Genomic DNA, 23,143 nt, shown 5'->3' with positions numbered 1-23,143 from the left:
TGCCGGGTGTGGGTGATGAGTCGACGATCTCGCCGAAGGACCGCTTCCTGACCGTGTACGGCCGCAAGCCGGTGCTCGAAGCGCTGGCGGACGACGGCCTGCGGGTGGACAAGGTGATCCTCGCCGACACCGCCCGCGGTCCGGGCGCGGCCGAGATCCAGCGCGCCGCGAAGGACGCCGGCGTGCCGGTGCAGCGCGCCAGCGCGCACCGGGTCAAGGTGCTCGCCGGCAACGGCAAGCAGGACCAGGGCGTGCTCGCCGACGTCGTCGCGCCGCGGATGCGTGCGCTTTCCGCGGCGCTGGCCGACCGGCGGCCGCCGTCGCGGGTGCTGCTGCTGGACGGCATCACCACCCCGGCGAACGTCGGCATGATCCTGCGGACGGCGACCGCCGCCGGGCTCGAGGGCGTGATCGTGCCGCGCCGCGGCGTCGCCGCGCTGGACCCGCTGGTGGTCAAGGCTTCGGCCGGGGTCGCGTTCCGCGCCCCGGTGCTGCGCTGCGGCTCCGCGCGCGAAGCGGCCGAGCTGCTCACCGAAGCCGGCTACGCGCTCTACGCACTCGGCGCTTCGGCGCGCACCACGGTGTTCGACGTCGACCTGCCGCAGCGCGCGGCGTTCGTCCTCGGCGGCGAGACGGCCGGTGTCGGCGGAGAAGTCGGCGAGCTCGTCACGGAATGGGTGTCGATTCCCATGCCCGGTGACGTCGAGTCGCTGAACGTCTCGGCCGCCGCGGCGGTCTTGTCATTCGAATTGGTGCGCCGCACCCGCTGACTACTCAGCCGTCCGGGAACAACACGTTCAGTTCGGAGAGCGTCTCTTCGACCGACCGGTGGTGCACGCCGACCATGCCCGCCTGCACGGCGCCGCGGATGTTCGTCGCGGAGTCGTCGACGAACGCGCAGCGCACGGCGGACAGGCCGAGGCGGTCCGCCGCGATCAGGTAGACCGCCGGGTCCGGCTTGGCCACCCCGACCTCGCCGGAAAACACCAGGGCGTCGAAGTAGTCGAACATCGTGTTCTTGACCTCGGCCGACGCCCCGGGGGCGTTCGACAGGAGCGCGGTGCGGACGCCTCGCTCGCGCGCGGCCGCCAGGTAGTCGTAGAACCGGCCGGCATCGGGGTCGGTGAGAACTCCGGCGAAATCGACCAATAGCCCTTTCAGCACCCGGCACACCATAGCCGGGCGGCAACCCGCTGTCTCGCATAGCGCAACACTGCCGAGGATTCCTCCGCTTCGGCGGATCTCGCCCGGATTGTGCGATTCCCGTCGCCTTTCCGGCCCGTTCCCGCCTCTAAGCGGCGGAGGTGGGGAAATGCCGAGTCCAGGAGGGGACGAAATGATCGAGGAACACCGCCTGCGAACGCTCATCCACTGCGAAGCGGCCAGGAGGGCGGACCCGCCGCCGTCGGTGACACCACTGGAACACCGCCGCGGCGGCACCCGGTGCCCGGCGCCCCGGCAGCTCGAAGCGAGCGAGGTGGGCCGCGTGCTGACCATGCTGCTGGAGGCCTACGACGGCCGCCGCCCGGCGACGCAGGTGCGCGCGCTGGTGGCGCCGGAGGTGTACGCGGGGTTCAGCGGTCCCAGTAGGACACGGCCGCGCCACCGGACGCAGACGATCCACACGTGCACCCCGGCCCCGGACGTGATCGAGGCGTGCGCCCGGGTCGAGGCGGACGGCCGGTCGTTCGCTCTGGCGGCCCGGTTCACGCGGACACCGACGGGGTGGCGGTGCGTGCGCTTCGCGTTGCTGAAGCCGCAGCACCCGGGCACGCCGCTTCGCCGGGCGGCGTGAGCGAGGTGAGCGCGCCACGGTCACCGCCGGGGTGATGGGTGCGGCGGGGCTGGGTGGTGGGTCGGGTTCGGACTCGGCTCACCACTCACGAGCCGTCTGCCGGACCGGCGGGACAAGCAGGCCCGGCCAACTCGCCCCGCGGACGGCCGCTCGGCCGCGGCGCAGGCCGCTTCGCCGGGCGCCGTGAGCGCGGCACAGTCACCGCCGAGGTGATGGGTGCGGCGGGGCTGGGTGGCGGGTCGGGTTCGGACTCGGCTCACCACCCACGAGCCGTCTGCCGGACCGGCGGGTCGAGCAGGCGCCGGCCAAATCGGCCGCGGCGCAGGCCGCTTCGCCGGGCGGCGTGAGCGAGGTGGGTGCGGCACGGTCACCACCGGGGCGATGAGTGCGGCGGGGTGGGCGGGCGTGGGTGGTGAGCCGGTTCGGACCGGCCCACCACTCACGAGCCGGGCCTGCGGGACAAGCGAGGCCCGGCGAACTCGCCCTGCGGGTGGAACCGCGCGGTGGCCTTCAGAGCGCGACCGGCAGCGTCGCCAAGCCGCGCAGGGTCGTCGTCGGGTTCCACTCGGGCGTGCCCGCCGGCCTCAAGTCCGGGAACCGCCGGGCCAACTCGCGGAACACGATGCGGCCCTCCAGCCTCGCCAGCGGGGCGCCCAAGCAGAAGTGGATTCCCTGGCCGAACGCCAAGTGACGGGCCGTCGGCCGGGCTGGGTCGAAGTCGTCCGGATCGGGACTCGCCGCCGGGTCGCGGTTGGCCGCGCCCAGCACGATGATCACCTGGCTGGCCGCCGGGATCGGCACGTCGCCGAGTGTCGTGTCGCGCAGGGCCGTGCGGGCCGTCAGCTGGACCGGTGAGTCGTAGCGCAGCACCTCCTCCACCACCCGGTCCGGCGCGGCCGCCGCGGCTCGCACACCGTCCTGGTGGTTCAGGAGCGCCAGGACGCCGTTGCCGATGAGGTTCGTCGTCGTCTCGTGGCCCGCGATCAGCAGCAGCGTGAGCGTCACCAGCAACTCGCCCTCGGTGAGGACGTCACCCGCGTCGGAAACCGCCACCAGTGCCGACAGCAGGTCCTCCCCCGGCTCGCTCCGGCGCCGGGCCGCCAGCTCGCGGAAGTAGCCGACGAACGACTGCCGCGCCTTGACCGCCGGCTCGATCGTGTCCGGGTGTTGCAGGAACGGCGGGTCCAGGGCCCTGGCCATCGCGTGCGACCACGCCGCGAACTGCTCGCGGTCGTCCAGCGGGACGCCCAGCAGCTCCGCGATCACCTCCACCGGCAACGGCTTCGCGAGCGACGTCATCAGGTCGAACGAGCTGCCGACGCCGTCGAGGAGCGACGCTGTGAGCGCCTCGATCCGCGGCGCGAGCTGCTCCACCATCCGCGGCGTGAACGCCTTCGCCACCAGGCGCCGCAGCCGTGTGTGGTCGGGCGGGTTCAACGAAAGAAACGCCCGGACCACGCGTCCTGACTCGTCGACCGGCTGGTCCGGGAGGCGGTCCGCCGGGTCCAGGTACTCGGGTTCCGGGTGACCGAACGCCGGGTCGCGCAGCACCTGCGTGGCTTCCGCGATGCCGCTGACCGCGAACATCTGCGGCGCCAGCGCCGCGACCGGCCACCGCGAGCGCCACCGCCCGTAGCCCGGGTACGGGTCCGGCCGGTGATCGGCGCCGAACGGCGCGAAGAACTCCTGCGGCTCCGCCGCGACCTGCGTCATGACAACCCCCGTTCACGACACCGGGGCGCGTGGCTCGGCCACGCGCCCCGGTGTGCACACCCGACGTCAGCGACGCGGGCCCTTCTTGCCCTTCTTCTGCGCGTCGCGCTGCGCGGCGCGGCGATCCCGGCGGGTGCCCCCGCCGCCACCGCCCGCGGCCTGCGCGCCGCCTTCGGCGTGGGACTCGACCTCGCCGTCCTCACCCGGACCGGACAGCGTCACCCCCGGCTGCTGGCCACCGCCACCGAGGCCCTTGCCGCGCAGGGCGGCCGGGACGGACTCGGTGTCGGTCGTCGGCGGCTGCGGCGGCGCCGGCCGCGCGTGCCGGCCTTCGGCCGCCTGGCCGTTGCCGGCGGCGACGCCCGTCGGCAGCGCCGCGGCTTCCTCCGCCGGCGGCGCCTCGGCCCGCTCGACCTGCAGGTTGAACAGGAAGCCGACGGCCTCCTCCTTCAGCGAGTCGAGCATCGCGCGGAACATGTCGAAGCCCTCGCGCTGGTACTCGATCAGCGGGTCGCGCTGCGCGAGCGCCCGCATGCCGATGCCCTGCTTGAGGTAGTCCATCTCGTACAGGTGCTCGCGCCACTTGCGGTCGAGGACCGTCAGCATCACCTGGTGCTCCAGGGTCCGCATGCCGTCCGGCCCGACGAGCGCGTTGATCTCCGCTTCGCGCTTGTCGTAGGCGTTGCGGGCGTCCTGGACCAGTGCCTCGCGCAGGGTGGCCTCGTCGAGGTCGCCGTCCTCCATGAGGTCGTCCCAGTCGATGCTCACCGGGTACAGCGTCTTCAACGCCGTCCACAGCTTCTCGTGGTCCCAGTCCTCGGCGTAGCCGTTGGCCGTCGCACCGTCCACATAGGCGTTGACGACGTCGACGAGCATGCCCTCGATCTGCTCGCGCATGTTCTCGCCGGCGAGTACGCGGTGGCGCTCGGCGTAGATCACCTTGCGCTGCTCGTTCATGACCTCGTCGTACTTGAGGACGTCCTTGCGCTGCTCCATGTTGATCTGCTCGACCTGGGTCTGCGCGCTCTTGATGGCCTTGGAGACCATCTTGTGCTCGATCGGCACGTCGTCGGGCAGCCGCATGGTCGTCATGACGCGCTCGACCATGGTCGCGTTGAAGCGGCGCATGAGCTCGTCACCGAGCGAGAGGTAGAAGCGGGACTCGCCCGGGTCGCCCTGGCGGCCGGACCGGCCGCGGAGCTGGTTGTCGATGCGGCGCGACTCGTGCCGCTCGGTGCCCAGCACGTACAGGCCGCCGGCCTCGCGGACCTCTTCGGCCTCGGCCTTCGACTCCGCCTTGACCTGCTCCAGGACCTCGGGCCACGCGGCCTCGTACTCCTCGGAGTGCTCGACGGGGTCCAGGCCCCGCTCGCGCAGCACGTGGTCGGCGATGAGGTCGGGGTTGCCGCCGAGCACGATGTCGGTACCGCGGCCCGCCATGTTCGTGGCGACCGTGACGGCGCCCTTCTGGCCGGCGCGGGCGACGATCAGCGCCTCCCGGTCGTGGTGCTTCGCGTTCAGCACCTCGTGCGGCACGCTCAGCTTCACCAGCAGCTTCGACAGCCGCTCGGACTTCTCGACGCTCGTCGTGCCGACCAGGACCGGCTGGCCCTTCTCGTGCCGCTCGGCGATGTCCTCGGCGACCGCCTCGTACTTCGCGTCTTCGGTCTTGTAGATCAGGTCGGGCTGGTCGGCGCGGACCATCGGCCGGTTCGTCGGGATCGGCACCACACCCAGCTTGTAGGTCTGGTGGAACTCGGCGGCCTCGGTCTCGGCCGTACCGGTCATGCCGGCCAGCTTCTTGTAGAGGCGGAAGTAGTTCTGCAGCGTGATCGTCGCGAGGGTCTGGTTCTCGGCCTTGATCTCGACCTTTTCCTTGGCCTCGATCGCCTGGTGCATGCCCTCGTTGTAGCGGCGGCCGGCCAGGATGCGCCCGGTGAACTCGTCGACGATCATGACTTCGCCGTTGCGGACGATGTAGTCCTTGTCCTTGTGGAAGAGCTCCTGGACCTTCAGCGCGTTGTTCAGGTACCCGACCAGCGGCGTGTTCGCGGCCTCGTACAGGTTCTCGATGCCGAGCTGGTCCTCGACGAAGCGGACGCCCTTCTCCGTGACGGCGACGGTGCGCTTCCGCTGGTCGACCTCGTAGTGGTACTTCGAGTTGATCAGGTTCGTCTTCTCGACGCGCTCGCGCGAGCCCATCGTGGTGGTGTCGATGCCCTGCATCAGCGGCGCCAGCCGGGCGAACTCGACGTACCAGCGCGACGACTGGTCCGCCGGGCCCGAGATGATCAGCGGCGTCCGGGCCTCGTCGATGAGGATCGAGTCCACCTCGTCGACCACGGCGAAGTTGTGCCCGCGCTGCACGCAGTCGTCGAGGCTCCACGCCATGTTGTCGCGCAGGTAGTCGAAGCCGAACTCGTTGTTCGTGCCGTAGGTGATGTCGGCGTTGTACTGGGAGCGCCGCACGTCCGGCTGCTGCTCCGAGAGGATGACGCCGACCTCGAGGCCGAGGAAGCGGTGGATGCGGCCCATCCACTCCGAGTCGCGTTTGGCGAGGTAGTCGTTCGTCGTGACGACGTGGACGCCCTTGCCGGGGATCGCGTTGAGGTAGGCGGGGAGGACGCAGGTGAGCGTCTTGCCTTCACCGGTCTTCATCTCGGCGACCTGACCGAGGTGCAGGGCCGCGCCGCCCATCAGCTGGACGTCGAAGTGCCGCTGGCCGAGCACCCGCTTGGCGGCCTCCCGGACGACCGCAAAGGCCTCCGGCAACAGGTCGTCGAGGGACTCGCCGTCGCTGTTCCGCTTGCGGAACTCCTCGGTCTTGGCCCGCAGCTCGGCGTCGGTCAGGTCCTTGACGTCGTCTTCGAGGGTGTTGATGTGATCGGCGATGTTGCGCAGCCGCTTCACCATCTTGCCCTCACCCGCGCGGAGCAGGCGGTTCAGCACCATCCGGTCGACCTCACTAGCTGAATATGAGCACGCCCAGGCCGGTCCCGGGCAGGTTCTCCCGCGGTGGCCGCCGTGTTCGGCACCACCTTCCCACCCCCATCGTAGGGAACGGTGGCCGTCGTGTGCACACGCCGTACGTCCTGACATGCGGAGGGCCCGCACGCGAGCGCGTGCGGGCCGTCCGCAGAGGCCTCCTTAGAGCCGGCTCAGCCGAGCCGGATCACGCCGTAGTCGAAGCCTTTCCGCCGGTAGACCACGCTGGGCCGGCCCGCTTCGGAGTCGTTGAAGAGGTAGAAGTCGTGGCCGACCAGTTCCATCTCGTAGAGAGCCTGGTCCACCGTCATGGGCTCCGCGGTGTGCTGCTTCTCGCGAACGACGCGACCGGGCTGGTGACCGAGGTCGTCGTCGGCCCAGCTCTGCTGCTGGGGCAGGTGTACCTCGTCGGCACTCGCGAAGCCGTTCGTCTGCGGCAGGGCTTCGGGTGCTTCCAACACCGCGGTACTCGCGGCGGGACTGGCTGCGGCCGGGGATCCACCACCGGGCAGCATCGAGGTCGCTTCGGCGACCGATTCCGGGCGGCTGCGCCCGTAGTGCACACGCCTCCGGTCGTGTGTCCTCCGCAGCCGGTTTTCCAGCTTAGTGACTGCGGAATCAAGCGCTGCGTAGAAGTCGGCGGCACACGCTTCAGCGCGTACGGCCGGGCCCCGCCCCTTTCCGGTGATTTCGACGCGCTGGCAGCTCTTGGCCTGGCGTCGGTTGGGTTCGTGGAACAGTTCCACGTCGTACCGGATGACTTTCCTGTCGTAGCGCTCGAGCCGGGCCAGCTTTTCACTGACAAGCGCCCGATAGTGGTCGGGCACCTCCACGTTGCGGCCCTTAACGACGATGTCCATACACGACCTCCCTCGCTTCGATGACTGCGAGCTGTTGTGTTTTCACACGGCGCCGGTATTGCGGGGACGGAAGCCCGGATCGCGGGCCGAGAAGGAACTCGGGAACGGTTCACGACGTCTCGTGCCGAAAGCCCGAGCGCGGACTCAGCGCACCTCCGGCGCCAGGGACATGGGCTCGTCACCTCCCTGCCTGCGGGGATTGCTGATAGCGGAGCACGTTAGCTTCCTCACGCCCGTTGCAACAGCCCCCGAGCCGGGGGATGTCGAGGAATGAGACTCCGTCACCCCGCGCAGTGATCGCGGGATGAACACCAGAAAACACCCGCTGGTCGGACGCGGTGCCTTGATCGTCCGTTCACACGGACGGCGCACCACTGTCTGCAGGTCGACGCCGAGGGTGACGGCCTCGTCAAGCACAGCCGCCACCCCGGTGGAGTGGTGTGGCAGCCGAGTGGTCGTGATCGACACCCTCATGCCCGGACAACGGCCGCCGGGGCGCTCGCGTTCCCGGCCGGTGTCACTCGTGTAGGTGATGGGTGGGTTCACCCGGGTGCGGGGCGTTCCGCGTGGAACCGGTACCGGTTTTTCGCGGTGGCGCGGGTGCCCAGGTCCGTTGCGGGACTTCGGGTGTGCGTTTCCGCGGCCGCGGTGCCATGGTGGGGGCATGGACCCGCTGGACGCCGAGGCTTCGACACCCGCGCGCCGGGTGCTGCCCGGCCGGGGATTCACCCGGCCGAGAGCAGGGTCAGGACGGCGGAGACCGTGACCCCGGCCGCGGCCAGCGCCCTCGCGCAGGCGGCCGCGGTGGCGCCGGTCGTGACCACGTCGTCCAGCACCACGACCGGGTAGCCCGGCGGTGGGCGGCCGGCCTCGCGGAAGCGCAGGCGGCCGGCCAGGTTGGCGACCCGTTCCGCGCGGCCGAGGCCCACTGCGTCGCGGGCGCCGCCGGCCAGTTCGAGTGCCGGGGCGACGGCGACTTCGACGCCCCGGGCGGCCAGGGCTTCGGCGGCGGCGTTCGCGAGGCGCTCGATGTGCGGGCCGCCTCGGACTCGCGATGCCGAGGGACGGCTCGGTGCCGGGACCAGGGCCACGCGGGCCGGCGCGGAAGCGGATGGGCCGGCAACCACGGCCAACGCCCGCGGTGGTGCCGCAGCCTCCCCCCACGCCCGCGACACGGAAGCGGATGGGCCGGCAACCACGGCCAACGCCCGCGGTAGTGCCGCAGCCTCCCCCCACGCCCGCGACACGGATGCCCCCACAGCCTCCCCCAGCGGCAGCTCCACCACCGCCTCCGCCAGCGCAAGACCCAGCGGGGGCGCCAGATCACGCCGCCCCCGCTCCTTATACGCGAGCAGCAACCGCCGGCCCACGCCGCAGTAGCGGGCCAGGGAAAACACCCGCACCACCCCGGTCGTCGGCACCCGCGTGACCTCACGCACCGCGCCCCACACCACCCGGCAGCGGGCGCAACAAGGCTCGCCGCGCGCCCCGCACGCGGCGCACCGGCTCGGGATCACCAGGTCGAGCAGCTTCTCCAGCACACGGACAGTCTCGCGGCCACCACCGACAGTTTCGAACGTCCGACCGCCACCCACACGAGTGAAATCACCCCGGGTAGAACGGATCCGCGTCCTTCATCGTGTGCGCCTGCGGCCGCCACACCTCGCCCAGCACCGAGGCCGTCCACAAGCCACTCAAGTCGGCCACCACGATCTGGCGGCCCGGGGCCGCCGTCACGCCGTGGACCGGGGGCGTCAGGTTGGAGCTGTTGAACGCGTCCATGCGCTGCCCGTCCACCGTCACGCGGACCACCGGCTGGGACGAGGACTTCGTCACCGCCACCAGGTTGTCCTGGGCGACCCAGTCGACGTCGACCACGTCTTCGAGGTCGTGGGGCTGGAGGTGGCGGGGCTCGCGCAACGAGACCGAGTCGCCGACGCCGACCACCGAGGCCACCCACAGCTCGCCCTTGATCACCGCGGCCACGCGGGCGCCGTCGCGGGAGAACCTGAGCTCCGAGATCTCGCCCTGCTGGTTCAGGTCCGTCGCGTTGACGCCCAGCGCCGTCCAGACGCCGTTCTGGTTGACCACCATCCGGCCCACCGACAGGCGGTCGACCACCGTCCACACCTCACCGGTGCCGGGGCGCCACGTCGGGCGGCTCAGGGTGGAGCCGCCGAGGGCCACCTGGGACAGGTCGCGGCCCATGTCGCCGATCCGCAGGCGGACCCCGCCGCCGTCGCGCTCCACCACCGCCAGGCGCTTGCCGTCGAGGGACTGGGCCGCGCTCACCACGTCGTAGCCGCCGTTGCCGGCCGGGCCGGGGACCGGGGCGCCGTCGCCGAGGGAACGGACGCGGCCGCCGACCGTCATCAGGCCCGAGAGCTCCAGGTTGGGCGAGAGCGTCGCGCCGTACGCCGGCAGGTCGTTCAGGCGCCAGTCCGGGTGGTTCGGCACCAGCGGGGCGCCGTCGGCGAGGATCCGGATCCGCGCCGAAGTGACGTACTGGAGCGAAAGAACGATCTGCGCCGCGATCAGGTTCCGGGTGTCGTCGGACACTCCCGCCAGCCCGGTCAGCGGCACCACCAGCGTGCCGTCGTCGAGGCTCTTGACGTTCGTGTCGATCTCGACCGGCTCGCCGAGGAAGTTCTTCACCGCGCCGGCCAGGCTCGTCGACGGCCCGCTGACCAGCAGGTCCATCACCCGGCCCGGCAGCCCGGACTGCGGTTTCGCGACGACGTAGCGGCGGTCGGGGACGAACGTGTTCGACGACTCCGAGTAGAAGCTCACCGGGACCGGCGTGTAGTTCTCGCTGAAGTCGGACTCGGTCGCGTAGAGGTCGGCGGGCGGGTCGACGATCCGCCACTGGCCGTTCGCCTGCTTGCGCACCTTGACCTGCAGCAGCGCCGGGCTGAAGTCCGGCACGAACGCGTTGTTCTGGTCCAGCGTGCCGATGTCGCTCCCGCGCACGTTGACGACCTGGGTGTTCGGGTCGGGCTGCGGGTTCGTGTCGTAGACCGTGCCGAAGGTGTTCTGGATGATCGTCAGGCTGCGGCTCGGCCGCCAGCTCGCGCGGCCGGCGTCGTCGAGGTACGCGCGGGCGGCGGCGTTGTTCTGCCCCGGTTTGAGCGTCGCGCGGACGAACTCCCGGACCAGCGTCAGCGGGTCGAGGTCCGGCCGCGGTTCGGCGACGACGTCACCCGAGCCTTGGCCCTGACCTTGCCCGGGGACGACGACGGGCTGCGATTCGAGCGGGACGTTGGCGCACCCGGCGACCAGCGCGAAGCACAGCAGAGACACCAGAAGCCGTTTCACTGACCGATTTCCTCACGTTCGGCGAAGATCGCTTCGGGTGCCGGCGTGACTTCGATGATCCCCAGTGGCACCTCGGCCGCGACGTGGTCCGGCGGCGGCAGGGTCAACGGCGAATCGCCGGCGGGCACGTCCTGGCGGCGCGGCAGCAGCAGCCGGAAACAGGCGCCGTAGCCGGGTTCGCCCCACGCGTCGAGCTCGCCGCCGTGCAGGCGCGCGTCCTCCTGGCTGATCGCCAGGCCGAGCCCGGTGCCGCCGGTGCGCCGGTTGCGCGAGGGGTCGGCGCGCCAGAACCGGTTGAACACCAGGTCCGCTTCGCCGGGCCGCAGGCCGACGCCGTGGTCCCGGACCGTGATGGCGACGGCGTTCTCGTTCGCCCCGACGCGCAGCACCACCGGGCGGCCTTCGCTGTGGTCGACCGCGTTGGCGAGCAGGTTGCGCAGGATCCGCTCGACGCGCCGCGCGTCGACCTCGGCGATCACCTCGTCGTCGGGCAGCACCAGTTCGACCGAGCTGCCCGCGTTGCCGGCGATGACCCGCACCTGCTCGACCGCGCGGGTCGCGATCGGACGGACGTCGATGAACTCCGCGGCCAGCTCCTCGACGCCGGCGTCGAGCCTGCTGATCTCCAGCAGGTCGCCGAGCAGCGCTTCGAACCGGTCGAGCTCGTCGACCAGCAGCTCGGTCGACCGGGCCAGCCCGGCCGGGAACTGCTCGCGCGACGCGTGCAGCACGTCCGCGGCCATCCGGACGGTGGTCAGCGGCGTGCGCAGCTCGTGCGAGACGTCGGAGGTGAACCGGCGCTGCAGCCCGCCGAACTCCTCGAGCTGGCGGATCTGGCGCTGGATGCTGGCGGCCATCCCGTTGTAGGACACGGCGAGCTTCGCGAGGTCGTCCTCGCCGAGCACGGCGAGGCGCTGGTCGAGGTCACCGCCCGCGAACTGCTCGGCCGCCGCGGCGGCCGAGCGGACCGGCCGGACCACCTGCCGGGTCACCAGGTTCGTGATGCCCGCCAGCAGGAGCAGCAGCACGAGCCCGCCGACCAGCAGTGTGTTCTGCACGGTCGCGACGGTGTTCTGCTCGGTCGTCAGCGGGAAGAGCAAGTACAGCTGCAGCGGGCTCGCGACGGTGTTCAGCGGGATGCCGACGATCAGGTACGTCGTGCGCCCGCCCATCGTGTCCGGGACCGTGTGCTCGAGCCAGCTCATCTGGTCGGCCTCGACGAACTGGCGCAGCCGCGGCGGCACGTTCTCGAACGGGCCCGCGGACGCCGGCTCGTCGCCGGACTGGTCGTGGCCGCCGCTGGCGAGCACCGGGACGAACGTGCCCGCCGCCGACCCGGCCGCGTCCTGGCTGGTCGGCGTGATCGCGATCTTCTTCAGCGCGTTCTCGAGCCGGTTGGTCGTCGCGTCGCGCGCCTCGCCGCCGAGGCCGACCAGCTCGCCGGCCGCCGTCTCCGCCGCGGCACGGGTCTGCGCGATCGCCGCGTCGCGCTTGGTGTCCAGCAGCCGCTCGGTGATCTGGTTCTGCAGGACCATGCCCAGCACGAAGACCACGGCGGAGGACAGCGCGAGCGTCGACACGGTGACGCGGAACTGGAGCGAGTGCTTCCACAGCTCGTTGAACGCGACCGCGCGCCGGCGCGCGAAAACGACGACACGCCGCACCAGGCGTGCCGTCGAACGCGCGAACGCGGGGAGCCGTCTGCCGGTCTCCCTGGTCATCGACTCATCACGGCGGGCCTGCCTTGTACCCGACACCACGAACGGTCAACACCACCTCGGGGTGTTCCGGGTCCTTTTCCACCTTCGAACGCAGCCGCTGGACGTGCACGTTCACCAGCCGGGTGTCGGCCGCGTGCCGGTAGCCCCAGACCTGTTCGAGCAGCACCTCGCGGGTGAACACCTGGCGCGGCTTGCGGGCCAGCGCGACCAGCAGGTCGAACTCGAGCGGGGTCAGCGGGATGGCCTTGCCCTCGCGGGTGACCTCGTGCCCCGGCACGTCGATCGCCAGGTCGCCGATGGTCAGCGACTCCGCGGGTTCGGCCTCCGTGCGGCGCATCCGCGCCCGGACCCGCGCGACCAGCTCCTTCGGCTTGAACGGCTTGACGACGTAGTCGTCCGCGCCGGACTCCAGGCCGAGGACGATGTCCACGGTGTCGCTCTTGGCGGTGAGCATGACGATCGGCACGCCGGACTCGGCGCGGATCGCCTTGCAGACGTCGATCCCGTTCATGCCGGGCAGCATCAGGTCGAGCAGGACGAGGTCGGGCTTCAGCTCGCGCAGCGCGGGAAGCGCGCGTGAGCCGTCGGCGACCACCGCCGTGTCGAACCCCTCCCCACGGAGCACGATGGTGAGCATCTCCGCGAGGGCGGGGTCGTCGTCGACCACGAGAACACGTGCCTTCATGTCCACATGTTCGCACTAGTTCCGGCGGCCGGACGCGCGACCCGCGTGTTTGACCACCAGAAAGATCAAGATCGCCACCGGCCTCTGCTCCATCCGGGTGCCGGTACCGGCGGCTTTGGACGGTCCGCGGAGGCCGCGCGGGTGTTCGGCGCGGCCTCCGCGGACCTGCGAGGCGAGTTCTGGGAAACGGCTGGCCGGATGTTGCGGCAGTGCGTGAAAGTTGCGCAGTGCGCTACTCCGTGCCCCGTGCGCAACAATCGGGCCTCCCCTCCCGGCCCGTCAAGCGATTCGCCCACTCAGCCGATAGGAAACGCACGAAACGGATAGTGTTGCGCTATGCGGAACCAGGACTCGGGCAACGCAACTCAGAGCCAGGTGCAGTCGGTCGACCGTGCGATCAGCGTGCTGGAGCTGCTCGCCCGCCACGGCGAAACCGGCATCACCGAGATCGCGGGCGAGCTGGGCGTCCACAAGTCGACGGCGTCGCGGCTGCTCAGCGTCCTGGAGTCCAGAGGGCTCGTCGAACAGCTCGGGGAACGCGGGAAGTACGCGATCGGGTTCGGGATCGTCCGGCTGGCCGGCGCCGCGACCGGGCGGATGGACCTGGCGAAGCTCGGCCGCGCGAGCTGCCTGACCCTCGCCGAGGAGCTGGGCGAGACGGTGAACATCGCGATCGCCGACGACGGCGTCGCCATCAACATCAGCCAGGCCCGCGGCGCGGCCGCGATCACCACGCAGAACTGGACCGGCCAGCGCACGCCGCTGCACGCGACGTCCAGCGGCAAGATCCTGCTGGCGTACATGGGCGAAGCCGAGCGCAAGCGGGTGCTCAAGCGGAAGCTGGAGCAGTACACGCCGCGCACGACGGTCGAGCCGGACGAGCTGCTGTCCGAACTGGAGCGGGTGATCGAAGACGGCTACGCGGCTTGCTACGAGGAGCTGGAACTCGGCATGCACGCGGTCGCCGTGCCGATCCACGGCCCCGGCGGTGACGTCGTCGCCGCGATGAGCGCTTCCGGTCCGGCGTACCGGCTTTCGAAGCAGCGGGTGAAGCAGGTCGTGCGCCCGATGACCGAGGCGGCGGACGAACTTTCCGCGCAGCTCGGGTACTTCCGGGACTAGGCGTACAGCCGGGCCAACGCCGCGACGGTCTTTCCCATGTGCGCCACCAGTTCCGGCGGCGCGAGCACCTGCGCGTCCGCGCCGAGCCGCAGCAGCCCGGTGGCCGCGTGCGCGACGCTTTCCAGTGGTACGCGGGCGCGGCGCCAGCCTTCGGCGTCCTCGGGTTCGAGCGTGCGCGAGACGAGCCGGGCGGCCTTCGGGCCGAGGACGTCCGGCAGGGCCGCGATCCCGGCCGGCGTGAGCCGGACGACGGCGGTCTCGTCGATTTCGCTTTCCTCGTACCGCTCCACGTGCGCGCGCCAGAAGTTCGCGAGCCCGAAACCAGCCGGCCGCACGAAGTGTTCGTCGAGCGGCCGCAGGTCTTCGACGTTCGAGACGCGGTAGGTCCGCGGCTCCGGCCCGGCGACGAGGTACCAGACGCCGGCCTTCAGGACGAGGCCGAGCGGGTGCAGCCGCCGCGTCACGACGCCGGGCGACGGCGACCAACGGCGGTACCGGACCTCGACGACCCGGTCCTGCCACAGCGCTTCCGCCGCGGCGAGCAGCCGCGGCACCGGGTCGGCTTCGCGGTACCAGCCCGGCGCGTCGAGGTGGAAGCGTTCCCGGATGCGCAGCGACGCGTCCCGGTACGGCGTCGGCAGCGCCGCCATCAGCTTCAGCTCGGCGGCTGCCACCTGCGCGCCCAGGCCCAGTTCGGCGGCCGGCTGCGGCAAGCCGGTGAGGAACAGCGAACCCGCTTCCCCTTCGGTCAGCCCGGTCAGCCGCGTCCGGTAGCCGTCCACCAGCTGGTAGCCGCCGTTCGGACCGCCTTCGGCGTAGATCGGGACGCCCGCGGCGGCGAGCGCTTCGACGTCGCGGTACACCGTCCGCGCGGTCACGCCGAGCTCCGCCGCCAGCCGCGCGGCGCTCAGCCGCCCGCGGTTCTGCAGCAGCAACACCAGGGACACCAGCCGGCTCGCGCGCACCCGCCGGAGTTTGCCGGCGACCACTGACAAAAGGTGTCAGTGGTGCGGCCCCAAGCTCGTCCTCATGAACGACTTCGACTTCTTCATCGGCTCCTGGACCGTCACGAACCGACGGCTCGGGACGCTCCTCGCCGGCAGCGACGACTGGACCGAGTTCCCCGGCACGTCGACTTGCTGGTCCCTCTTCGAAGGCCGCGGCAACGTGGACGAGATCACCTTCCCCACCCTCGGTTCCCACGGCTGCACCCTCCGGCTCTTCGACGTCGAGCGCGAAGAGTGGTCGCTGTACTGGGCCAGCAGCCGCGACGGCTTGCTGCAGCCGCCGGTCACCGGCGCGTTCAAGGACGGCCGCGGCGACTTCTACGGCGACGACACCTACGAGGGGACGCCGATCAAGGTGCACTACGCGTGGACGGGCACGACGACGGGCTCGCCGCGGTGGGAGCAGGCGTTCTCCACCGACGGCGGCCGGACCTGGGAGTCCAACTGGGTCATGGAGTTCGCCCGCGCTTGACAAGCGCGTCGCGCACCACGCACGTTGTTGCCGAGGGCGCAACTTCGGAGGGTGCCATGACGCACTACGACGTCATCGTCGTCGGGCTCGGCGGCATGGGCAGCGCGGCCGCGTACCGGCTGGCGCAACGCGGGCAGCGGGTGCTCGGCATCGACCAGTTCGCGCCGGTGCACAACCGCGGGTCGAGTCACGGCGGTTCGCGCATCACGCGCCAGGCGTACCTCGAGGGGCCGGAGTACGTACCGCTTCTGCTGCGCGCGCACGAACTGTGGGACGGCCTCGAACGCGACAGCGGACGGCGGCTGTTCACCCGCTGCGGCGGCGTCATGGTCGGCACGGCGGCCTCGCGGACGATCACCGGCAGCCTGGCCTCGGCGGCGGCCTTCGGTATCCCGCACGAACTCCTGGACGCGCGAGAAGTCCGGCAGCGGTTCCCGACCATGGCGCCGTCGCCGGACGAAGTCGCGTTGTACGAGCCGGGCGCCGGGCTCGTGTCGCCTGAGGGCAGCGTCGCGGCGCACCTTCAGCTCGCCGCGCGCAGCGGTGCCGAACTGCACCACGAGGAGAAGGTCTTCACCTGGAGCACGCCGGCCGGCGGGGTGCGCGTCGGGACGTCGCACAACTACTACACGGCGGGCCGGCTGGTGCTGTGCCCCGGCGCGTGGGCCGGCGAACTGCTGCGTGACTTCGGCGTCGAATTCACGGTCCGGCGGCAGGTGCAGTACTGGTTCGCGCCTTCGGGCGGGGTCGAGCCGTTCCAGCGGCACCCGGTGTACATCTGGGAAGGCGAGGACTACACGTTCTACGGTTTCCCGGCGCACAACGCGCCCGCGGACGGCGTCAAGGTCGCGTTCCACAGCGGGGGCAGCGTGTGCACGCCGGAGGGCATCGAGCGCGCGGTGACCGGCGACGAGGTCCACCGGATCGCGACGGCGGTGAAGCGGCACCTGCCGACGCTGCCCGGCGCGTTCCTCCGCGCGGCGACGTGCATGTACACCGACACCGCCGACGAAAGCTTCGTGCTGGCACCGCACCCTTCCGAGGAACGGGTCGTGCTCGCCTGCGGCTTTTCCGGCCACGGCTTCAAGTTCGCGCCGGTGGTCGGCGAGGTCCTCGCGGACCTGGTCGTCGACGGCACCACCCCGTACCCGATCGAGCGGTTCGACCCGGCGCGGCTACTGACCTAGCACCGTCGTCGCGAGCGTTTCGTGGTCGACACCCGCGACGCCGTCCAGGACGTGCCAAGGCGCGAGCCAGCCCGACGCGGCCAGCTCGTCGTACACGGCGGCGCAGCGCTGCTGCAGGCCGTCGTCGGTTTCGAAGGCGTCGCGCTCGCGGTCGGTCTCCGCCGCGGCGCGGCGTTCGGCGCGCTCGGCCGCCACCGCGGGCGCGACCCGCAGCAGCAGGTGCGCGTCCGGGCGGGGCAAGCCGAAGCGGTCGACTTCCAGCTCCCACACCCACCGCACGACGTCGCCGGTCGCGTCCTGGCGCAGCCGCGCGGCCGCGTACGCGGCGTTCGAAGCGACGTACCGGTCGAGCAGGACGACGTCGTGGGTGTCCCGCAGCGCGCGGATGTCGTCCGCGGCGCCGCTGCGGTCCAGCGCGTAGAGCACGGCCATGCCGTACACCGAGTCGGCGAGGTCGCCGTGCCCGCGGTGCAGCGCCTCCTTGACGAGGTCGGCGTGCACGCTCTTGCCGTAGCGCGGGAACGCCAGCGACGCGACGCTCGCACCCTGGGCGCCCAGCGCCGCCGTCAGCCCGTCGGTCAACGTGCGCTTGCCCGCGCCGTCGAGCCCTTCGATGACCACCAATCGACCCACGGCCGCAACAGTAGCGTTGGTGGACCGGCGGGCTCGGTGGAAGGGGATCGACGCCGAGCCCGCCGGTTCGTCTATGCGGTGTGCCGCCGCAGGTGGAACACGTAACCGGCGCCGCTCACCGCGAGCACGCCGACGAGGATCAGCAGCGGTACCCAGCCGGTGTCGTGGCTCGGCGCCGCCGGGCCGCCGTCGCCGCGGGGCATCACCTGGGACGTGGCGTCGTAGCCGCCGGCCTCGCCGTCGCGGGCGTAGGCCGAGCCGGGCAGCTTGTCGGCGTAGCGCGCGCCGACGGTCCGCTGGTAGTCGGCGACGGTGACCGCGGTCCCGCCCGCGAGGGGCGTGAGGCGGCCGTCCCGCACCGCGTACCAGGCGTCGACCTGGGGCTCGTGCAGGAGCTGGGCTCCCGCGGGCAACTGCCGGGCGTACGCGCCTTCGACGTCGCCCGAAGCGATGTTGCCCACCTGCCAGGCGCCGTCGTCGCCGCGCACCGACCAGAGCGTCGCGGTCCGGCCGTCCGACGCCTGGGCGGGAACGGCGAAGTAGGCGAAGTCACCGGGCGCCGCGCCCGGCTCGCCCGCGACGAAGCCCGGCGACAGCTCGTAGACGGGGTAGGCGTCCGGCGCGATCTTCACCGTGACCGGCCCCCGCGCGTCCGGGGCCTGTGCGAAGAACCGGACCAGCGTGTCCTGGAGGTTCGCGGCCGCGGACTGCGCGGCCACGGCGTCGGCGCTGCTGATGCCGGCGGCCTGGGCCGCGCCTGACACCGGTGCCGTCATCAGCAGCGCCGCGCCGGTCAGCACGGCGAGGACCACCACTCGCCTGCTCATCGGGCGATCCCGGTGAGCGTGTGCGTCCAGGAGAACGACGGATTGTGCCGGTAGAACCCGTAGGTCGACCAGTTGTAGCGCTTGGCGGGGCCCGGATCGCCCCAGAACACCCAGTCGCCGCGGGTGTCGTAGCCGTAGACGACGTGCGAGTGCCCGCCGCCCGAGCGGAAGCCGACCCTGGTCTCCACCGGCCGGTCGGCCGCGGTCTGCGCCCGGATCGCCGCGTAGGTGATGGGCCGGTCGAGGTAGCGGCCCGGGGAGGTGAACCCGAGCCGGGCGAAGGCGCGCTGCGGGTCGGCGAGCGTGCCGGGGAGGTTGGCGCAGTTTCGGCCGGTCTCGCCGTGCGCGAGCCGGCAGAACTCCGGCTGCCCGACGGCGGCACCGTGGAAGGCGGCGATGGTGCTGCCCGCGCCGGCCCAGCACCACTGGCTCTTCTGCTGCACCTGCATCACGATCTGGTTGCGGTAGGTCGAAGGCACTCCTGGCGCGGCTCCGGCGGTGACCGGGGCGACCAGGCACATCATCAGGCTCAGAGCCAGTGCGGCTTGCACCTGCCTCGACTTCACCAGCACGGACGGCCTCCTGCTCGAACGTGGGCGAACCAGCGGTGGTCACAACGGTGAACAACGTGGTCACCCGGAGCAAGAACGCCATCCGGAGGAACGGACCGTTCCGGGGGACAGCCGGAACGCGGAACAGTCACCATTACGTGGCCAACCACCCTGAACGGGGGTCGGCCGGGGCACTCTACGCTGCTAACGTGAACGTTCCGCGGTGTTCACGCCCAGCGCACACACTGGTCGGGTGAAGGGACGAGCGGTGGCACAAGACGGGAACCTCCCACTGATCATCGATGGCGCCCGCACGACCCGGGCATCGGTAGCCGAGCTGCCCAAAGAGCTGACCGAAGCGCTCCGCACGGGCGAGTTCCACCACGCCTTGAGACTGGCGATCGCTTACCGCGGCCTCTCGCTCGCGCGGCTGCGCGCGCACCTCGCGCTGCGCGGGGTCCAAATCGGACAGTCCACGTTGAGCTACTGGCAACGCGGGCTCCGCCAGCCCGAGGTGCCGAAGGCGCTGCCGGCGGTCCGGGCCCTCGAATCGGTCCTGCAGCTGCCCGCGGACGCCTTGGTGGTGCTGATCGGGCCGCGCCTGGTCCGCCGCGGCCACCAACCGGCGGCGTCGTTCCACGACCTGCGGTCCGGCGACATGGGCTCGATCGTGGAGGACCTGCTCGCCGAGCTGGGCGCGTACCCGTCGTCGAACCACTACAACGCCGACCTCGAACTGCTGTCGGTCCACGACACGATCACGTTCGACGCGGAACACCGCCAGGTAAGCCTGCGCACGCGGCTGGTGACCCGCGCCCGCCGCCACGGCCCGGACCGCTACCTGACGGTGTACAACGGCGACCCGGGCTGCCGCATCGACGACGTCGAGCTGATCACCGACGAGGGCTGCCGGGTGGGCCGCATGCGCCGCAACCCGGACGCGGACACGATGGCGACCGAGTTGCTGTTCGACCGCAAGCTCGCCGAGGGCGACATTCACGTGTTCTGCTTCGAGGTCCGCGACGATTCCGGTTCGGCGTCGCCGGGGTACTACCGGATGCTGCGGGACCGGTGCGCGAGTTACCTGGTGCAGCTGCGCTTCGACCGCAACGCGCTGCCGGCGCGGTGCACGCGCCAGGTGCGGGCGCGCGACGACGCCCTGCCGGTGGTGGCGGAGGAACTGGCGTGCGACATGGGCGGGGTGAGCAGCGCGTTCTTCAACGACGCGGGCCCGGGGCTGGCCGGCGTCGCGGTGGAGTGGAACTGAGCGTCGCTTTCACGTGAAAGCGACGCCAGCGGCCGCGGTGCCTGGCGCGCGACTTCGCTTTGGCGAGCACACGACGGCGAGCGCCTTCGGCGGCGGCACGGCGTTTGCGGGCTGCTTCGATTTCGGTCGCCCGCTCGGTAACCGCGTGCTGGAGCGCCCGCTGGGCGGCGGTGCCGATGCCCTCATCGTCGTTGGTCCGCTTCGGACGCCGCGCCAGGGGAACCAGGCCGTCTTCGTGGATTTCGTAGACGCCGACCCGGAAGGGGCCGTCGTGGGACAGCGTGAACACCCTCAGCCTGGCGCCACCGGTTTCCCTTGCCGGGCACCAGCCCCGTTGCGTCGCCCGGACTACGCGGGTCCGCCGCCGATGCCGAGCTCGTTTCCCTCCGGGTCGCGGTAGATGATCTTGCGCACACCGTTGTCGTAGGTCTCGCGGTCCGCGGGCTCGATGCCCCGCGCGGAAATCCCGGCGACGCGCTCGTCCAGGTCCTCGACGAAGAGGGTGTGCATGGCGAGACCGGCGCGCTCGGGCCGGAGCACGACGTAGACCGAGCCGTGGTCCGTGACCTGCCAGAGTGCCTCGGTCTCGTGCACGACGAACGTCGGCGGGGAGCCGAAGAGGCGCTCGTACCAGGCGAGCGCGGCGGGGTAGTCGCGGACGGCGATCCCGGCGAAGAGTTCGACGCTCACAGCACCTCGAATCCGTTGGCCTTCGCGGCGTCGGCTTGACGCTCGGCCCGGGTGACGAAGGTGACCGGCTCGCCGCCGGTGAGCTCGGCGGTGTCGTGCATCGCGACCGCGATGTGGATCGCGTCGAGCGTGCGCACCGGGTAGTTCTCGGTGACCAGTCGCCGCGCCGCGGCGAAGATGCGCGGAGGCTCCAACGGGATGATCCCCAACACAGTCCGGGCGTCCTCGTCGAACTGGTCGAGGAAGCGACGGGCGTCCGGGATTCGCCCGGTCCGCTTGGCCGCGGTGATCGCGCTGGCGAACTCCAGCCGGGTCAGCTCGCTGGTCAGCACGCGGTGGTCACCGTCGATCAGCAGTTTCCGCAGCTCGGCATGATCGGGCTCGTCGGTGAGATAGGCCCCGACCACGGCGCTCGTGTCGGCGTAGAACACGGTCACTGTTCACCCCTGGTCCAGTCGAGCGCTTCGCTGACGGCAGTACCCCAGCCGCGCGAGAGTTCCTCCAGTTCGTCGTGGCCCGGCGGCTCACCTTCGGGTTCGAAGGTGATCAGCTTGCCTTCGGCAACCAGGCGCTGCTTCCATTCGGCGCGCGTCTCGGTCTTGGCGACCGCACCTCGCAGCAGCTCGGTGACCAGTTCGTTCATGCTGCGCCCCTCAGCTTCGGCTTTCGCCTTCAACCGGGTGTGCAGCTCGTCGTCGATCCTCGTGATCAACTGCTTCACCTCACCATGATAGCGCGTCGCCCATTCGAGCTATCACTGTTCACAACGCAAGACAAAGGGCCGCCCCGAACACTTTCGGGGCGGCCCTCACCAGCCAAAACGCGGAAACCTCAGTACCGGTAGTGCTCCGGCTTGAACGGGCCCTCGACGTCCACGTCGATGTACTCGGCCTGCTCCTTCGTGAGCTTCGTCAGCTCACCGCCCAGCGCGTCGAGGTGGATCTTCGCGACCTTCTCGTCGAGCTTCTTCGGGAGGCGGAACACCTCGTTGTCGTACTCCTCGTGCTTGGTGAACAGCTCGATCTGCGCGATCACCTGGTTGGAGAAGCTGTTCGACATCACGAACGACGGGTGCCCGGTGGCGTTGCCCAGGTTCAGCAGCCGGCCCTCGGACAGCACGATGATCGTGTTGCCGTTCGGGAAGATCCACTCGTCGACCTGGGGCTTGATGTTGATCCGGCGGATGCCCGGGTACCGCTGCAGGCCCGCCATGTCGAGCTCGTTGTCGAAGTGGCCGATGTTGCCCAGGATCGCCTGGTGCTTCATCTTCGCCATGTGCTCGACCAGCACGACGTCCTTGTTGCCGGTCGTCGTGATGACGATGTCGGCCTCGGGCAGCGCGTTCTCCAGCGTGCGGACCTGGTAGCCGTCCATCGCCGCCTGCAGGGCGCAGATCGGGTCGATCTCGGTGACGACCACGCGGGCGCCCTGGCCGCGGAGGGACTCCGCCGCGCCCTTGCCGACGTCGCCGTAGCCGCACACGACCGCGACCTTGCCGCCGATCAGGACGTCGGTGCCGCGGTTGATGCCGTCGATCAGCGAGTGGCGGATGCCGTAGCGGTTGTCGAACTTCGACTTCGTCACGGCGTCGTTGACGTTGATCGCCGGGAACAGCAGCTCACCGGCCGCCGCGAGCTGGTAGAGCCGCAGGACGCCGGTGGTGGTCTCCTCGGTGACGCCGCGGATGCCCTCGCCGATCTTCGTCCACTTGCCCGTGTCGGCCGCGACCGACGCGCGCAGCAGCTCGAGGAACACGCGGAACTCGTCCGAGGTGTTCTCGTCCGGGGTCGGGACGACGCCGGACTTCTCGAACTCGGTGCCCTTGTGGACGAGCATCGTGGCGTCACCGCCGTCGTCGAGGATCATGTTGGGACCCTCGCCGTCCCAGGTGAGCATGCGCTCGGTGCACCACCAGTACTCCTCGAGCGACTCGCCCTTCCACGCGAAGACCGGGACGCCCTTGGGCTCCTCGGGCGTGCCGTGCGGGCCGACGACGATCGCGGCGGCCGCGTGGTCCTGCGTCGAGAAGATGTTGCAGGAGGCCCAGCGCACCTCCGCGCCCAGCGCCACCAGCGTCTCGATCAGCACCGCGGTCTGCACGGTCATGTGCAGCGAGCCCGACACGCGCGCCCCGCGCAGCGGGTAGACCTCCGCGTATTCGCGGCGCAGCGCCATCAGTCCGGGCATCTCGTGCTCGGCGAGGCGGATCTCCTTGCGGCCGAACTCGGCGGCGGCGAGGTCGGCGACGGCGAATTCGATGCCGTTGCGGGTCTCGTGCCGCTTCGCAACGCTTTCGGGGGGCATAGTGGCGAT

General features: G+C 71.0%; 23 protein-coding genes. 6 read left to right on the top strand and 17 right to left on the bottom strand.

Translation table 11 applies throughout. The features are described 5' to 3' along the window. Positions 1–8 precede the first annotated feature (8 nt). Entirely contained in the window at positions 9–770 is a 762-nt protein-coding gene (locus tag MUY14_RS44365) for an RNA methyltransferase (RefSeq protein ID WP_247018842.1), read from the top strand. Positions 771–774: 4 nt separating this feature from the next. On the opposite strand, the gene MUY14_RS44360 is transcribed toward MUY14_RS44365, so the two are convergent. Further along, positions 775–1,149, bottom strand: a complete 375-nt coding sequence (locus MUY14_RS44360; RefSeq protein WP_247025530.1) for an HAD-IA family hydrolase — start codon at positions 1,147–1,149, stop codon at positions 775–777. Positions 1,150–1,336: 187 nt separating this feature from the next. Here MUY14_RS44360 and MUY14_RS44355 point away from each other — a divergent pair, with 187 nt between their 5' ends. Then, positions 1,337–1,795: an Rv3235 family protein gene (locus MUY14_RS44355; RefSeq protein WP_247018841.1), complete on the top strand. Its 459-nt coding sequence runs from the start codon at positions 1,337–1,339 to the stop codon at positions 1,793–1,795. A 510-nt stretch (positions 1,796–2,305) separates the two neighbouring features. Here the strand turns inward: MUY14_RS44355 and MUY14_RS44350 are convergent. From MUY14_RS44350 to mtrA, 7 genes are all read right to left on the bottom strand, one after another. Next, a complete protein-coding gene (locus MUY14_RS44350) occupies positions 2,306–3,508 on the bottom strand; it encodes a cytochrome P450 (protein ID WP_247018840.1) in 1,203 nt (400 codons plus the stop codon). A gap of 66 nt (positions 3,509–3,574) precedes the next feature. After that, positions 3,575–6,460: a preprotein translocase subunit SecA gene (gene secA, locus MUY14_RS44345; protein ID WP_247018839.1), complete on the bottom strand. Its 2,886-nt coding sequence runs from the start codon at positions 6,458–6,460 to the stop codon at positions 3,575–3,577. Between the two features lie 206 nt (positions 6,461–6,666). Further along, complete coding sequence (hpf, locus tag MUY14_RS44340) at positions 6,667–7,353, bottom strand: ribosome hibernation-promoting factor, HPF/YfiA family (RefSeq protein WP_247018838.1); 687 nt, start codon at positions 7,351–7,353, stop codon at positions 6,667–6,669. A gap of 725 nt (positions 7,354–8,078) precedes the next feature. Beyond that, positions 8,079–8,444, bottom strand: a complete 366-nt coding sequence (locus MUY14_RS47170) for a hypothetical protein (RefSeq protein ID WP_315863246.1) — start codon at positions 8,442–8,444, stop codon at positions 8,079–8,081. A gap of 514 nt (positions 8,445–8,958) precedes the next feature. After that, positions 8,959–10,668, bottom strand: a complete 1,710-nt coding sequence (locus tag MUY14_RS44330; protein ID WP_247018836.1) for an LpqB family beta-propeller domain-containing protein — start codon at positions 10,666–10,668, stop codon at positions 8,959–8,961. Continuing rightward, complete coding sequence (gene mtrB / locus MUY14_RS44325) at positions 10,665–12,389, bottom strand: MtrAB system histidine kinase MtrB (protein ID WP_247018834.1); 1,725 nt, start codon at positions 12,387–12,389, stop codon at positions 10,665–10,667. Before mtrB ends, MUY14_RS44330 begins: the two co-directional genes overlap by 4 nt. A gap of 7 nt (positions 12,390–12,396) precedes the next feature. Continuing rightward, the gene (gene mtrA, locus MUY14_RS44320; RefSeq protein ID WP_005150760.1) at positions 12,397–13,074 is read right to left on the bottom strand and encodes an MtrAB system response regulator MtrA; all 678 of its coding nucleotides are present in this window, start codon (positions 13,072–13,074) and stop codon (positions 12,397–12,399) included. 336 nt (positions 13,075–13,410) lie between these two features. On the opposite strand from mtrA, the gene MUY14_RS44315 reads away from it, so the two are divergent. Next, positions 13,411–14,196, top strand: a complete 786-nt coding sequence (locus MUY14_RS44315; protein WP_247018832.1) for an IclR family transcriptional regulator — start codon at positions 13,411–13,413, stop codon at positions 14,194–14,196. Here MUY14_RS44315 and MUY14_RS44310 read toward each other — a convergent pair. Continuing rightward, positions 14,193–15,161 (bottom strand): YafY family protein, encoded by a 969-nt coding sequence (locus tag MUY14_RS44310; RefSeq protein ID WP_247018830.1) that lies wholly within the window; start codon positions 15,159–15,161, stop codon positions 14,193–14,195. The two genes, MUY14_RS44315 and MUY14_RS44310, sit on opposite strands and share 4 nt — an antisense overlap. A 64-nt stretch (positions 15,162–15,225) precedes the next feature. Between MUY14_RS44310 and MUY14_RS44305 the strand changes: the two genes are divergently transcribed. Together MUY14_RS44305 and solA are read left to right on the top strand one after the other, a co-directional pair. Continuing rightward, a complete protein-coding gene (locus tag MUY14_RS44305) occupies positions 15,226–15,675 on the top strand; it encodes a hypothetical protein (protein ID WP_247018828.1) in 450 nt (149 codons plus the stop codon). A gap of 56 nt (positions 15,676–15,731) precedes the next feature. Then, a complete protein-coding gene (gene solA, locus MUY14_RS44300; protein ID WP_247018827.1) occupies positions 15,732–16,862 on the top strand; it encodes an N-methyl-L-tryptophan oxidase in 1,131 nt (376 codons plus the stop codon). On the opposite strand, the gene MUY14_RS44295 is transcribed toward solA, so the two are convergent. From MUY14_RS44295 to MUY14_RS44285, 3 genes are all read right to left on the bottom strand, one after another. Next, positions 16,851–17,483, bottom strand: a complete 633-nt coding sequence (locus tag MUY14_RS44295; protein ID WP_247025528.1) for a dTMP kinase — start codon at positions 17,481–17,483, stop codon at positions 16,851–16,853. The two genes, solA and MUY14_RS44295, sit on opposite strands and share 12 nt — an antisense overlap. Before the next feature lie 83 nt (positions 17,484–17,566). Beyond that, the gene (locus tag MUY14_RS44290) at positions 17,567–18,322 is read right to left on the bottom strand and encodes a hypothetical protein (protein WP_247018826.1); all 756 of its coding nucleotides are present in this window, start codon (positions 18,320–18,322) and stop codon (positions 17,567–17,569) included. Further along, positions 18,319–18,894, bottom strand: a complete 576-nt coding sequence (locus MUY14_RS44285; protein WP_247018825.1) for a papain-like cysteine protease family protein — start codon at positions 18,892–18,894, stop codon at positions 18,319–18,321. The genes MUY14_RS44290 and MUY14_RS44285 overlap by 4 nt, the downstream gene beginning before the upstream one ends. A 247-nt stretch (positions 18,895–19,141) precedes the next feature. Here MUY14_RS44285 and MUY14_RS44280 point away from each other — a divergent pair, with 247 nt between their 5' ends. Continuing rightward, complete coding sequence (locus MUY14_RS44280) at positions 19,142–20,140, top strand: hypothetical protein (protein WP_103341215.1); 999 nt, start codon at positions 19,142–19,144, stop codon at positions 20,138–20,140. On the opposite strand, the gene MUY14_RS44275 is transcribed toward MUY14_RS44280, so the two are convergent. The 5 genes from MUY14_RS44275 to ahcY all read right to left on the bottom strand — a co-directional run bounded on the left by MUY14_RS44275 (position 20,091) and on the right by ahcY (position 23,134). Next, positions 20,091–20,429, bottom strand: coding sequence for a DUF2992 family protein (locus MUY14_RS44275; RefSeq protein WP_247018824.1), 339 nt, complete (start codon positions 20,427–20,429; stop codon positions 20,091–20,093). The genes MUY14_RS44280 and MUY14_RS44275 overlap by 50 nt on opposite strands. Positions 20,430–20,488: 59 nt before the next feature. Then, positions 20,489–20,830, bottom strand: coding sequence for a VOC family protein (locus MUY14_RS44270; protein ID WP_247018823.1), 342 nt, complete (start codon positions 20,828–20,830; stop codon positions 20,489–20,491). After that, a complete protein-coding gene (locus tag MUY14_RS44265; protein ID WP_247018822.1) occupies positions 20,827–21,267 on the bottom strand; it encodes a type II toxin-antitoxin system VapC family toxin in 441 nt (146 codons plus the stop codon). Before MUY14_RS44265 ends, MUY14_RS44270 begins: the two co-directional genes overlap by 4 nt. After that, the gene (locus tag MUY14_RS44260; RefSeq protein ID WP_247018821.1) at positions 21,264–21,551 is read right to left on the bottom strand and encodes a FitA-like ribbon-helix-helix domain-containing protein; all 288 of its coding nucleotides are present in this window, start codon (positions 21,549–21,551) and stop codon (positions 21,264–21,266) included. Before MUY14_RS44260 ends, MUY14_RS44265 begins: the two co-directional genes overlap by 4 nt. 110 nt (positions 21,552–21,661) lie before the next feature. Further along, positions 21,662–23,134 carry an adenosylhomocysteinase gene (ahcY, locus tag MUY14_RS44255; protein ID WP_247018819.1) on the bottom strand — a complete coding sequence of 491 codons (1,473 nt, stop codon included), beginning with the start codon at positions 23,132–23,134 and terminating at the stop codon, positions 21,662–21,664. Positions 23,135–23,143 lie beyond the last annotated feature (9 nt).

Origin of the sequence: Amycolatopsis sp. FBCC-B4732, assembly GCF_023008405.1 — a bacterium.
GTDB classification, from domain to species: Bacteria; Actinomycetota; Actinomycetes; order Mycobacteriales; family Pseudonocardiaceae; genus Amycolatopsis; species Amycolatopsis pretoriensis_A.
The sequence above is the reverse complement of the archived record's forward strand: the minus strand, read 5'-3'. Positions and strand labels throughout refer to the sequence as shown.